The organism is Paraburkholderia acidipaludis NBRC 101816, from assembly GCF_000684975.1.
GTDB lineage: Bacteria > Pseudomonadota > Gammaproteobacteria > Burkholderiales > Burkholderiaceae > Paraburkholderia > Paraburkholderia acidipaludis.
Map to the genome: position 1 here is coordinate 118,207 of NZ_BAXZ01000022.1, position 12,659 is coordinate 130,865.

13 protein-coding genes are annotated in these 12,659 nt (G+C 64.5%); 6 read left to right on the forward strand and 7 right to left on the reverse strand.

The genetic code is table 11. The features are described from left to right. Positions 1–192: 192 nt before the first annotated feature. Positions 193–735, forward strand: a complete 543-nt coding sequence (locus tag BAC01S_RS23085) for a hypothetical protein (protein ID WP_027796888.1) — start codon at positions 193–195, stop codon at positions 733–735. Positions 736–807: 72 nt separating this feature from the next. Further along, the gene (locus BAC01S_RS23090) at positions 808–1,569 is read left to right on the forward strand and encodes a response regulator (protein WP_027796889.1); all 762 of its coding nucleotides are present in this window, start codon (positions 808–810) and stop codon (positions 1,567–1,569) included. A 42-nt stretch (positions 1,570–1,611) separates the two neighbouring features. On the opposite strand, the gene BAC01S_RS23095 is transcribed toward BAC01S_RS23090, so the two are convergent. The 4 genes from BAC01S_RS23095 to BAC01S_RS34815 form a co-directional block, all read right to left on the reverse strand. After that, positions 1,612–2,256, reverse strand: coding sequence for a flagellar basal body L-ring protein FlgH (locus BAC01S_RS23095; RefSeq protein ID WP_027796890.1), 645 nt, complete (start codon positions 2,254–2,256; stop codon positions 1,612–1,614). A gap of 112 nt (positions 2,257–2,368) precedes the next feature. Further along, a complete protein-coding gene (locus tag BAC01S_RS32315; protein WP_052408822.1) occupies positions 2,369–3,085 on the reverse strand; it encodes a hypothetical protein in 717 nt (238 codons plus the stop codon). Positions 3,086–3,099: 14 nt separating this feature from the next. Continuing rightward, entirely contained in the window at positions 3,100–3,270 is a 171-nt protein-coding gene (locus BAC01S_RS35185; RefSeq protein ID WP_169740148.1) for a DUF6726 family protein, read from the reverse strand. 68 nt (positions 3,271–3,338) lie between these two features. Then, complete coding sequence (locus tag BAC01S_RS34815) at positions 3,339–3,524, reverse strand: hypothetical protein (protein ID WP_156954515.1); 186 nt, start codon at positions 3,522–3,524, stop codon at positions 3,339–3,341. A gap of 427 nt (positions 3,525–3,951) precedes the next feature. On the opposite strand from BAC01S_RS34815, the gene BAC01S_RS23115 reads away from it, so the two are divergent. The 4 genes from BAC01S_RS23115 (at position 3,952) to BAC01S_RS23130 (ending at position 9,769) form a co-directional block, all read left to right on the forward strand. After that, positions 3,952–5,346 carry a hypothetical protein gene (locus BAC01S_RS23115; protein ID WP_027796892.1) on the forward strand — a complete coding sequence of 465 codons (1,395 nt, stop codon included), beginning with the start codon at positions 3,952–3,954 and terminating at the stop codon, positions 5,344–5,346. Beyond that, the gene (locus BAC01S_RS32320; RefSeq protein ID WP_245616658.1) at positions 5,343–8,345 is read left to right on the forward strand and encodes a tetratricopeptide repeat protein; all 3,003 of its coding nucleotides are present in this window, start codon (positions 5,343–5,345) and stop codon (positions 8,343–8,345) included. Before BAC01S_RS23115 ends, BAC01S_RS32320 begins: the two co-directional genes overlap by 4 nt. After that, on the forward strand, positions 8,335–9,129 hold the full coding sequence (locus BAC01S_RS23125) for a hypothetical protein (protein WP_027796893.1): 795 nt from the start codon (positions 8,335–8,337) through the stop codon (positions 9,127–9,129). The genes BAC01S_RS32320 and BAC01S_RS23125 overlap by 11 nt, the downstream gene beginning before the upstream one ends. Before the next feature lie 298 nt (positions 9,130–9,427). Next, positions 9,428–9,769, forward strand: a complete 342-nt coding sequence (locus BAC01S_RS23130; RefSeq protein WP_027796894.1) for a hypothetical protein — start codon at positions 9,428–9,430, stop codon at positions 9,767–9,769. A 34-nt stretch (positions 9,770–9,803) separates the two neighbouring features. Here the strand turns inward: BAC01S_RS23130 and BAC01S_RS23135 are convergent, their stop codons facing one another. The 3 genes from BAC01S_RS23135 to BAC01S_RS23145 form a co-directional block, all read right to left on the reverse strand. Continuing rightward, a complete protein-coding gene (locus BAC01S_RS23135; protein WP_027796895.1) occupies positions 9,804–11,108 on the reverse strand; it encodes an NAD(P)/FAD-dependent oxidoreductase in 1,305 nt (434 codons plus the stop codon). Further along, the gene (locus tag BAC01S_RS23140; RefSeq protein WP_027796896.1) at positions 11,108–12,400 is read right to left on the reverse strand and encodes an NAD(P)/FAD-dependent oxidoreductase; all 1,293 of its coding nucleotides are present in this window, start codon (positions 12,398–12,400) and stop codon (positions 11,108–11,110) included. Before BAC01S_RS23140 ends, BAC01S_RS23135 begins: the two co-directional genes overlap by 1 nt. 63 nt (positions 12,401–12,463) lie before the next feature. Then, on the reverse strand, positions 12,464–12,659 hold a 196-nt coding region (locus BAC01S_RS23145), incomplete at its 5' end, for a DUF3138 family protein (protein ID WP_027795204.1).

The window sequence follows — 12,659 nt, forward strand, 5'->3', positions numbered from 1 at the left end:
GGGAAGCCGCGGCCAACATGAGCCGGTGTCCGGAGCATCGGAGCCTGCATGCGGGGCCGATCATGAATGCGATTCCCACGCGCCGTACGCCGCGTCGTTCAACATATCGCATTCCTCACCGTCTCCATGCCACAGGAAATTCGCTCTTGCTCCACCGGTATCCCTCTGCGCGCGAGGCCGTGGCGTGCGGGCATGGCAGCGCTCGCGGCGTCGTTCGCGCTCAACGGTTGCGCGTGGACGCTCATTACCGCCGCCGACGCCACGGGCTCCGTGATCCAGGCCGGCTACGCGGTCGCCTCGAATTACTCGTCGCCCAAGTTCTTCACCGGCGAGCCCGCGAACGTCGGCTCGATCTGCATCGAACTCAATCCGCTGGTCACGTCCGCCGACTTCGTGCCTTCGCTGCAGCTCGCGCTCGCGGAACGCGGCGTGCGTTCGGACCTCTACAGTCCCGGCACCGAGCCGATCAGCTGCGAAGCAAGGCTCGTCTACAACGCTTCGATCGAGTTCGGCAAACCGACCTTCTCCGACGAAAACCGCGCCTATCTTTCGACGATCAACATCGCGATCTTCGAGCACAACCGTATCGTCTCGACCGCGCACTACGAAGTGCACGGCCTTGGCACCGACCGCTATTCGAGCGCGGCGGTGAAACTCAAGGGCATGGTGGATCAGATGGTGGTCGACCAGCGCAAGCTGGGCGGCACGTTCGAATCCGCTTCGAGCGGCCAGTAGGCCACGCGCCAGGAAAGATACGGAAAGACTGCGGGCCTTTGCCCGCCGACCCACGTCGCTTACGATCCCCGCATGGCAAATACCGTCTTTCTGGTTGACGACGACGCGGTGGTGCGCGACGTCACCGCTGAATATCTCCAGGTGCGCGGCTTCAGCGTCACCGCGCTGCCGTCGGCGCGCGCCTTGCAGCAGCGTCTGCGCATCGAACGGCCGCAGATCGTCGTGCTCGACATCATGATGCCCGAGCTCGACGGCATCAGCGCGCTGCGCGAGCTGCGCGCGAGCGGCGACGATGTGCCCGTGATCCTGCTCACGGCGCGCAACGAGGTGATCGACCGCGTGCTGGGCCTTGAATTCGGCGCCGACGACTACGTCGGCAAGCCGTTCGATCCGGGCGAGCTCGTTGCCCGCATCCGCACGGTTATCCGCCGCCGCGGCGCCAACGCAACGGGCGCGCCGGAGAGCCGCGCGTCGTTCCGCTTCGGCCCGTACGAACTCGATTTCCGCTCGCGCGAACTCTTTCGCGGCGAAGAGCGCATTCCGCTGCGTTCGAGCGAATTCGCGTTTCTCAAGCTGTTCGTCAATCATGCGATGACGATGCTCACGCGCGAGCAGATCATCGAAATCATCTACGGCGAGGCGGGACGCTACCGCAACCGCAGCCTCGACGTGGCGATCTGGCGGCTGCGCCGGCTCATCGAAACCGATCCTTCCGAGCCGCGTTACCTGCAGACCGTCTGGGGCCGTGGCTATGTTTTCGTGCCCGATGGCGAAGTGGGGTATGCCGAGCGCTGCATCGAGATGGCGCTGGACCTGCAGCGCGAGGGCGAGTAAAAAAAGGCGCGGCTGAGCGGCGCTCGTGCGCCGCTCGGCGGATCAGAACGTCAGCACGCTCAGGAACATGCGCTGAAGCCAGCCCACTGTCGTGGCGTCGTTGAGCAGGCCGTGGCCGACCTCCTCGATGCGGGCATTGGCGATCTTGCCCGATTCGACATAGTTGTTCGCTTCGACGTCGTTCGGGTTGACGATGCCCGAAAGCCGCAGACGTTGATGCTCGCCGCTCATCGAAATCAGCTTTTCACCGGAAACCACGAGATTCCCCGTGGGCGTCTTGCTGATCACCGTTACGGCGAGCGTGCCGCTCATGTCGCTCGTCAGCGAACGCTTGCCCGTGCCGTCGAACGAGGTCGAGGCCGAGCCGATATTGAAGAGGCGCGCGAGACGCGCGGCCGCGGCCGTGGACTGATCGGCCGCCGTGGCCGTGATATCGCTCGAACGGTTGGCCGACGCGTTGTCGTTGTCGCTGCCGCTATAGGTTTCGGAAAGACGGATCGTGAGCACGTCGCCAATGCGCTGCGCGCGCGGCGTTTCGTACAGCGCGATGGCCGTGCCGGGCTGATAGATCGAGCCCGCGGTGTTCACGTTCAACGGCAGATCGGCAAGCGGCGGGGTCATCGGCGTGTTGACGATCGAGTCGGGAGTCGAGCAGCCGGCGCAGAATGCGGTGAGCGCCACCGCCATCCCGGTCGTATAAATTAAGGATGCCGATAGATTGGTACGCGCAAAAGGCGGATGGACGCGATGGGTCTTCATCGGTTGAATCGAATAGGGGTTCGTAGGGTGCGCGTGGGGCTCAGCCCTCGTCGAACTGGCTGATCCTCAAGGTCCGCACACCGGACGCCGGATGCGGGCTGATGGATTTCAACGTGTAGGTGAGCGTGGCGCGATCGCCGTCGGGCAGCAGGCAGAGGGTGATCGTGCTCGACGCGTTTTCCCATTCGAAGAGCGGCAGCGTGGTGTCGCCGCGCAGATGCGGTGCGCCGTAGCGCGACGCGAGCATGTTGCGCAGGTCGAGCGCGGTCGGGCGATCCACGACGAACGACATTTCATAGAGCCGCAGCGGCTCGCCCGGCGCATCGTGCGCGAAGCGCAGCACGTGATCGGCGGCGGGCGCGCCGGCCACGACGGCTTGCGAAGGCGCCCAGCCGTCCACGGTGCGATGGGCCCATCGGCAGGCGACCGTGGGACTCGCGCGGCTCTTCATCAGCATGCCGATGTCGCCGCCCAGCACGTCGGTCTCGCACACCAGGGTGCTTTCGTGCGGCGTCGCGCGCACCATGCTCGACGCGCGCAACGCGTCGAGCGGGATGCCAAGCGGGATGCCGCGAAACGAGAACGGCATGTCGTCGCGCGGGCGCGTGTGGATGTGCACAACAGCGTGCACAACGGCGTGAGCAACGGGTTTTGCGTTTGCGTCCGCGCCGGAATGGGCGCGCGAGTCCGCGCGTGCGGGCGGCGTGCCGAGGCACGCCGCGCAGAGGGCGATGGCCAGCAACGATACCGGTTTCATCGAAGGGACCCGGATCAGTCGATCGCGTCGGCACACGTGTCGAACGGCACGGCAGCGGAATGACCGACCGCCGGCACGATCTTCAGCGTTGCCGAAGCGACCCGGCAAGGAAAGGCTGCCACCGCGCAACTGCTGAGCGGCAGCGCGAGGCAGGCGAGCGAGACGGCCGACGCGGCCCGTGTCATGCGTACTGCGAAACGATGTTCTGGCGCGGCTTTGGATGGGGCGGCAGACATGGGCAGCGGCACAGCGTTCATGCGGTGGTGTTGATGTTGTGGCCGAGCGGGCCGGCGGGCGGCGTCGGCTGCACCGTTTCCGGCTGGCCCGACGAGGTATCGGCGTTCCCGGCGGTATTGCTGTTTTTCGTGGCGTGGCCGCCGGTGGTTGGGTTCAGCGTGTTGGGGAACGGGTTGCTGATGGGGCCGATAGAGCTGGTCATGGGGCGCGTCCTTGGCGAGAGTGAGACGAAAAAGAGGGCGCGCCGACTCGAGGCGCGCCCAGGCCAATGCGCCGAAGGGGAGGAGCTCGGCGCCGGGCATGCAAAGTTTCGCGGCGAGGCGGGGTTCGCGAAGCAGGAATCAGGAGGGGGCTTTGACGGGCGCCTTACGAGGTCTTGCGGGGGCGTACGGGGCGGTCGTTACAGGATAAGAAAGATTATCTTCTGGTAATCGAAATCGACCGCTACGAGCGCGTAACGCGCATCGTAATTGCGCGGCCTGCGATAGCGGGATCCGAGCCGGAGCTCTACTCCTCAGAGCGTTGATTTACCGATCGATTTTTACGCGGAATAAATAATTTTCATGGGCGATATAAAGCCGCTGATTTGTCTGCCGATAAAAGGCCGATAAGATCAGATTTCTATAAACATGAAAATCAAGGCTGGACTCTGCGGGGCGTTGTTGCTGCTTTCAACGGCAACGGCATATGGATTGGGTATGCAGGACGGGCAGCCGGAATCTCCTGCGCCGGCATCCGTGGGAGGCGCACCCACACGCGGTTTCACAATCCCGCCGGACGAGCGGATTCGCGCCAACGTTGCGAAAGCCGGGGTGGACCCGGATTCCGAAAATGGTCGCGTGCTGGTGCAGTGGTTGATTCGAATTGCAGCAGACCCGGCATATCGGGCAAAACTCCTCGCGCTGCCCCACGGGGGCAATCCCTTTCGGAATCTGCAACTGTCGCCGGAAGACAGGCTGAATGTCTTGCGGCTGATGAGCGACCTGGCGAGCAGTTCGCCCAATGACTGCAGGGTAGTCGAAATGCAAGGAAAGTCCGGAGACTTCTTTGCTGCGGCGAAGACCCTCTCTACGCGGGGGCTCCAGGATTTTGTCGGCATGATGGACATCCTGGCGAAGCCCGGCAGCGTTCAATCGGGTACCGATGAGAACTACACCGTTGCCGAGTTGCTCGACGCCGACGCGCATTTCGACGCAATCGCTTTGCCTGGATCGTCCGCACTGAAGAGCGCGTCCAACCCGTGCGAAATCATGCGCCTGATTTATGGCCAGCTCGCCGCGCTGCCGCAGCCTGTCCAGCAACGCGCGACATACGACCTCTTCAAGGCACTCGGCGGCGGCGAGATGGCGAGCGGCAGCGTGCTCGACGATCCTTCAGCCTACCTCGACGACGTGTTCGACGAGCGTCGCTTGCCTGAATCCATTCGCAGTCTCCTGCCGGCCGATGGTAGCCGCCCCTTGCCGTTTTCGCGCGTGATCGTGAACGGGGAATGGGTGAACAAGACGACACCGGGCGACTCGGGCCCATTTACCGATACCCTTGTCAATCGGCGCAACAATGGCGCAGTTGCCGAACTCATTACCGCACCGGACAGTTCCGGGCAGGCCAGGTGGTCGGCCTTCATCTTGAGTTACGGCGGCGCTGATCTGCTTTCCCAGACTGTGGAAAGCCGCACCGATGTGACGATGCTTGCCACCCTGAAAGACGGTGCGGCAATCGCTGCAGCAAACCAGCCACTTGTTGAAGGAAAACGGATCGATTTTCCGCTACCGCAGCCGATACGTGAAGGACAAACGTCGAGAAGCTGCGAGGTGGCCAAAACCATCCCCGCATCGACGATCTTTGGCTCGTTGACGGGGGACGCCATCGAGACGCTCTGCACAGAGGTCCAGAAGAACGGTGTGAAGACGCATTCCCGCGGCGTATGGCTCGTGGACTACGGCATCGGAATGCCGATGACGATCGAAGACGAAGACGGTCGAACCGACGTGGTCGTAAAGAACGTCACGATCGTGAAGCCATGATTGCGATTCCTGAGCATCGGATCGGCGGGCATGCATCGCGCAACAACGCTTGCGCCGTGTATAAGGACTCGCGAGGCATGACGAGGGCAGACAGACGCATCGACCCGCCTGGACGCGCGGTGCTGCGTTCGATCGCGGTTGCCGTGCTGTTCGCCCTCTCGGCCGGCTCGCCCGTCGGCGCACTGGCGCTGCCGATCGCATCGCACACTGCCGACGTCGCCATGCCGGCATTTCGTCAGGACGCCATGCGTAGCCTGCCGCTGCCATTCGTCGACGACACGACGCCGTGCACGCTCATGCAGAGCTACGGCGAATGGAGCGTTTCGCCGTTCGACAAGCCCGCAACGCAACGCAGCCGATGCGCGAGAGAAGCGGAAAAGGGCAATCTCACCGCCGAGGCGATTTACGGCGAGATGATGATAGGCGGCTATGGCGCGCGGCCGGATGCGGCTCGCGGGGCGGCAATCCTCAATTCGGCGGCGGAGGAGGGATCGCCGCTTGCGCAGCGGTGGCTCGGCAATCTCTATCACACCGGAGTCGTGTTGCCGCACGACGAAGCGGCGGCGCGGGCGTGGTTCGAAGCAGCGGCACACGATGGCGATGCCGTTTCAGCAGACCTCCTTGGCACGATGAGCGCGAACGGGGAGGGGCAACCGGTCGACTATGCCGCTGCCTACCGATACTTTGCTGAGGCAGCCGACGCGGGATCGGCAAACGGTGCGGCCAACGCGGCGAGACTCGTGCTGGCCGGGCACGGCGTGCCGCGCGATCCGGCTGTTGCGATCGCATGGCTGTCGCGCGGCGCAACGGGAGGCGATGTCGGCGCCCAGTTCTTGTTGGGTCTGATGCTCGCTCACGGCGAAGGCGTGCCGCGCGACGCGGAAAAGGGCGCGGCGTGGTTGCATACGGCGGCAGCCGGGGGCAGCGCGGACGCATGCGCAGCACTAGGCGATCTCTATCTGAGCGGTGTTGGCGTATCTCGGGATGACCATCGAGGCTTCCAGCTGATGTCGGCTGCGGCGCACGCCGGCTCCGTCTACGCCCAGAGCCGGCTCGGGTATCTGTATGAAAGCGGAACCGGCGTTGCACGCGACGATGTCAAGGCGCGCGTCTGGCTTCGGAAAGCCGCTATCGAGGGCAATGTCTGGGCGCGCTTCGCGCTCGCCGATCTTTACCGTAGCGGAAGAGGCGGCCCCGCCGATCCCGATGCCGCGTTGGGCTGGATGCGCGGTGCCGCGGAGGCCGGACTCGCCACCGCGCAAAACGACCTCGGCGTCATGCTTAGGGATGGCATTGGAACGAAGGCCGATCCTGCCGCCGCGAAGGTGTGGTTCGTCAAAGCCGATGCGCAAGGGCTGGGCGTGGCGTCGTTCAACCTCGCCAATTACGCGCTTCGCGGCGAGGGACAACCCGAGGATATTCACCAGGCCTTCCAGCTGGCGAGCCGGGGCGCGGAACGGGGCAACCCAAGCGCGGCGGTGCTCGCTGCATCCATGGCATGGAAGGGGCAAGGAACACCGGTTGACCGGCCGCAAGCGGTGCGCTGGTATCGCTACGCCGCGGATGGCGGCAACATCGAAGCGGCCCGCTGGCTGGGCAGCCAATATCTCTCCGGCAAGGCGGTCGCCCGCGACCAGGATGCCGGGCTGCACTATCTGAAAGTGGCGGCGGATGCCGGCGATCCCACTGCCGGCGTATGGCTGGGCGCCTACCTGATGCAACAAAACATGACCCTGTCCGGCAAGACGGGCATGCAGTGGCTGGAGGCGCTCGCGGATCGGCATGTCCCGGCTGCGTACCTGGCGATCGGCTACGTGTATTGGCGTGGGCAGGCGGGGGTGCGCGATCCGAAGACTGCGCTGAGCTGGTTCACGCGCGGCGCCGAGGTCGGCGATCCCGCCTCGCAGGCAATGCTGTGCATCATGTACGCGTATGGCGATGGCACGCCGCGTCGTCCGGCCGACGCCTCGCACTGGTGCGGCGTTGCCGCGGGGAAGGGCAACCTCGGGGCGATGCAGGCCCTCGCTTCACCCGACCTCAATCTGAGCACTGCGAACGATCGCGCCTACTGGCTGTGGAAGCTCGCAGACCGTGGGAATCCGAAATATCAATCGATGTTGGGCGACGCCTACGATTCGGGGCAAGGCGTTCCCGCCGACTTCGCCGCTGCGACGTACTGGTTCCGGCGCGCGGCCGAACACGGCGACGTGTCCGCCCAGGGTTCGCTCGCGTGGCACTTGCTGACCGGACTCGGAGGACGTACCGACGAATACGAGGCGTTTACCTGGGCGCTGCGTGCCGCGCCCAGGAGCGCCGATGCCATGGAGATGGTGGGTCTCGCCTATCTTGACGGGCGCGGCGTCGAGCGGGACCCCGCGGCAGGTCGTGCGTGGCTCGAAAAGTCGGTTGCCGCCGGATCGCAGTGGGCGGCGAGCGACCTCGCGTGGATGTACGAAACCGGGTCGGGCGTGCCGCGCGACGAGACCGTTGCACTGGACTGGCATCGGAAAGCTGCGGCGCGCGGGGCACAATCCTCGGAAATCGCGTTGGCGCTGCGGGCCGTGGCGGGGGGCGCCGAAGCGGAGCTTCCATCCAACGAGGCGCGCTGGCTGGTGCCGGCAGACACCGCCTCCACACTATGGCGCGGTTCGGGAGCGACTGCTGCTGATGCTGCCGAACACCAGTGGGAGGGATTGTCAGGCCTGAATGAGGCGCTGCTCGGCAATCCGTTGATGCAGTACGCCACCGGCATCCGGTTTCTGACCGGCGACGGCCTCCCTCGCGACAGGGCGCTCGGCGCGGCGTGGATCGCGCGGGCGCATGAAAGCTTCGCCAGGCTACCTGGGATGGACCAGTACACGGCGGCCACGCGCACTATCGAAGACCGGCTTGCACAGCGTTTGCTTGATGACGAGAAGCAGCGCGCAGCGGCTATTGCGGCGAACCTGATCGCCACGACCCCCAATCACAACCCGAAACCGCAAAACAATGAACTATAAATTCAAGGCCTTGACCGTTCTCAGCTTGTCCGCCCTGCTCGGCGCTTGCGCAGCACCCCCGCGCTCGCAATATAGCGGCGACGAGATGAAGTCGATCAAGTCGATCGTCGTAGAAACCCCACCGGCCACCAAATACTATGCGATGAGCGAGGGATCAACGCCGCTCGTTGTTCTGCCCGGCATCGGCATTATTGCCGCGGCGGTGACTGGCGCCGTCAGCGGGGGTGTCAGTGCGCTGGCCAATCGAAAGAACCCGACATTCGACGACCTGGTCACTGAAAAACTCGGCAAGTCGGACCTGAACCGCAAGTTCGTCGATCAGATCGAAGCATCGTTGCGTGCGCAAGGGTATGAGATCACGGAGGTCGATGGAACCGCGCCGGATATGCCGAAAGCCGTTCTCCAGTTCGGTCGGGTTGGAAAGCTGGAGGGCTCCCCTTATCACGGCGCGGATGCGATCATGATCGTGTCCATTGCTACGGGATACTACGCCGCGGGCGTTTTCGAGCCCTACGTAAGAAGTGCGTCCGTAAACGTCGCGATCTTCAAGGCGGATACGCTAAAGCCGGTCTTCAGGGATCGCCTCTCTCAATACGCCATGCACGACAGTGCCTATAGCTACTTCCACTTCGGAGACCTGACTGCCGATCTTCCCCACGCCATCCAGGGGATCGACGAGGCCACAATGGGTTTCGTTCCGGAATTCAACGCCGATATGCTGGCGAGCCGAGGCATGCCGTCGCCTACGGCACAAACGAAAGATCTCGGCACGGCGCTGCAGTAAGTTTCATGGGGCCAGGCTCGTTGCAGGCGTACCGCACGAGAGCCTGGCCGCTTACGTGGAGCTTGCTGTTCTACGCCTTCAAAGCATCCTCGTCACCCGCCTACAACATCCCGATCTCCAGCGCCGGCTTTCGATAGTCCAGCCGGCGCTGACCTGCCAGCGTCCGCATCTGCACGCAACTTTCCTTTCGCGACAAAGCCTTATCGAGTGTGTCTGCGGCTTATCCACACCCTTATGCACCAATAGTGTGGATAATTACAGCCTTACCGCACGACGTGAAATAGGGAAGCAACCCAAGATGAAACCACGATTTGACGACCAATCGAGCGCTCGTCCCGAGCTGCTGTGCTTCCTGGTAGCCATAGCTGCAGCGTCGTACGCACTGTCGCAAGAGTGGCGCATCGACCATGTTGTTGACTGCTGCCGGGGATGGCTCAGAAAGAACGACGTCGCCATGCACTGGCTGGACCGTGTTCGCATTGGCCAACTGGCGCTGAAAATCGCTCGCATGGATCTGCTGGACGCCGGTATTGCCGTGCGGCTATCGAGCGTGAACGCGTTGTTTACCAGCGAACTCGAACTCAACGACGCAAGCACGATGGTGCAGCGCATGCGGGCACTCTGCCACGAAGTGTTGTGAAGCTACGAGGTGGTTGGCCTGCTGCCCCAGCCGCTCAAAGCATCTCCATCACCCGGTGATACATCATCCCGATCTCCAGCGCTGGCCTTCGCCACGCCGGCCCACCGGGGAAGCGCGCATGCCGCAGCTTCGCAAACAGATCGAACGAACTCCGCTCACCCGCGATAGCCTGCGCGACCACGCGTCCCGCGATGCCGGTCAGCGCGACACCATGCCCTGAAAACCCCTGCACGTAGTAGTAGTTCGAGTCGATAGCCCCAAAATCGGGCGCCCGATTGCGAGTCACGTCCACGAACCCACCCCACGCATACTCCACGCGCGTGCCTTCCAGCTGCGGAAACACGTCGGTCATGCGCTTGCTCATCGCTTCGGTCAACTGAGCAGGCGCGGCGCCCGTCGAATCGGCGCGGCCGCCGAACAGCATGCGGTCGTCGGCGGAAACGCGAAAGTAGTCGAGGAAGAAGTTGTTGTCGCACACTGCCGCGCGCTGGGCGATCAGCGCATCGGCGCGTTCGCGGCCCAGCGGTTCCGTGGCGATGATGTACGAGGCGATCGGTGCGATGCGCGCGGCGACGGATGCAGGCAGCACGCCCCCCGGCACGGCATTGCAGCACGACACGACGAAGCGGCAATGCACTTCGCCGCGCGGCGTCTTCACCACCGGCCGCGCGCCACGCACCACTTCCTCGGCGCGCGTGTGCGCGAACAATTGCGCACCTTCGCGCCGCGCCGCGGCGGCGAGGCCGAGGCAGTACTTGAGCGGATGCAGGTGGCCGGAGAACGGATCGTACACACCCGCCAGATAGCGTTGCGACGCCACGCGCGCACGCGTGGCGTCGGCGTCGAGCCATTCCAGCCGGTCATAGCCCCAGCGCAAGCGCGCGGCATCCATCCATGCACGCAGGTCGGGAATGCGTTTGGGCTTCGTCGCGACGGTCAAATAGCCTGCCGTGAAGTCGCAATCGATGCCGTAGCGTTCGATGCGCTCGCGCACGAGCCCCACGCCTTCGATGGAGAGCGCCCACGCGGCGCGCACGCCTTGCGGGCCAAGCTGTTTTTCGAGCACTTCGTCTTTGGCGAAGCCCACGAGCGTCTGGCCGCCGTTGCGTCCCGAGGCGCCCCAGCCGGGCCGGTGCGCGTCGAGCACGATGACCGAGAGGCCGCGCGCTCGGCACTCGAGCGCAACGGACAAGCCGGCGAAGCCGGCGCCGATCACGCACACGTCGGCTTCGTGCACGCCTTCCAGCACGGGGTCGTCCGCGGCGGGGCGCGTGGCCGTGGCTTCGTAGTACGAGTGGCGGGCGAGTGCGTCCGCCTGGGCGTCGAGCTTTGCGGTCATCAGAGCAGATCCTTCATTCGATACCATGCCATCGCGAGTACGAGGGCGGGGGTTCGCAGTGTAGCGCCGCCGGGGAAATCGCGGTGGCGGATCTTGCCGAACAGGTCGAAGCGCGCGGCCTGGCCGTCGATCGCTTCGGCAATCAGCTTGCCGGCAAGGCCGGTCGTGTTGACGCCGTGCCCCGAGAAGCCCTGCGCGAAATACACCGTGGGCTTCAGGCGTCCGAAATGTGGCGCGCGGTTCATCGTGATGTCCACGAAGCCGCCCCACGCGTAATCGACCTTCACGTCGGCGAGTTGCGGGAAGGTCTTGAGCATGTCGCGGCGCATCGCTTCGGCCAGGTTGCGTGGCGCGAAGGTCGAGTAGCTCACCTTGCCGCCCCACAGGAGCCGCGTATCGGGCGCCGGCCGGAAGTAGTCCAGCACGAAGCGGCTGTCGCATACGGCCGTTTGCGCCGGCATTAGCGCGGCCATGCGTTCCTTGCCGAGCGGGGAGGTGGCGATCACATACGTGCCTACCGGCATGATCTTGCGCGCGAGTTCGGGCGCGAGCGCGCCGAGGTGGGTATTGCAGGCGAGCACGACGAACTTCGCACGCACCTTGCCGCGCGCGGTTTCGACGACATGTCCGCCGTTTTCGTCGCGAATGCGCGTGACGGCACTGTCCTCGTAGATGCTTGCGCCGGCTTCCACGGCTGCCCGCGCGAGGCCCAGCGTGTAGTTGAGGGGATGCAGGTGGCCGCTATCGGGATCGTAGAGACCACCGGGATAACGTGAGGACTGCACATATTGGCTCGCGCCGCCCGCGTCCACGTAGCGGAACCGGTCGTAGCCGAAGCGCGTCGCGGCTTCGTCGCGCCAGCGCTTGAGTGCATCGACGTCGCGTGCCTTGTTCGCGGCCGTGAAGTAGCCGGGCGTCAGCGCGCAGTCGATATTGTGCTTCGCGACGCGCGATTTCACGATGTCGAGCGTTTCGAGGCCCATGTCCCAGACTTGCTTGAGCTCGCCATCGGACATGAAGGGCTTGAACGTGTCGATGTCGCACGCGAAGCCGCCAATCAGCTGTCCGCCGTTGCGTCCGCTCGCGGCCCATCCGACCTTCGACGCCTCGACGATAGCGACCTTGTGGCCACGTTCGGCGAGATTGAGCGCCGCCGAAATTCCGGTGAGGCCGGCGCCGATCACGCACACGTCGGCGTCGATCGTGCCTTCCAGAACCGGATGGCGGGGGGTGTCGTTGGCGGTGGCGGCGTAATAAGACGGGGCGTGAGGCTGATTGGCGAATTTGAGCATAAAGTTGTGCTTGCAAGTAAAAAGCGGACGGCGCCGCACAGGCCGCCGTCCGCCGCACTCTCGTCAGAACGAGTAAATGAACTGGGCGCCGAGCAGGTCGTTGTTCCTGCTGTAGGAGCCGTCGCTGCGCAGGAACACCTGCTGCGTGGCCCAGTCGTGGCGGTATTCCACCTTGACCGTGATCTGCTGGGTCGGATAGAACAGCAGGTCCAGCGTCACGTCCTGGCGGGTTGCGCCCTTGCAGTCGAAGCCCAGGCCC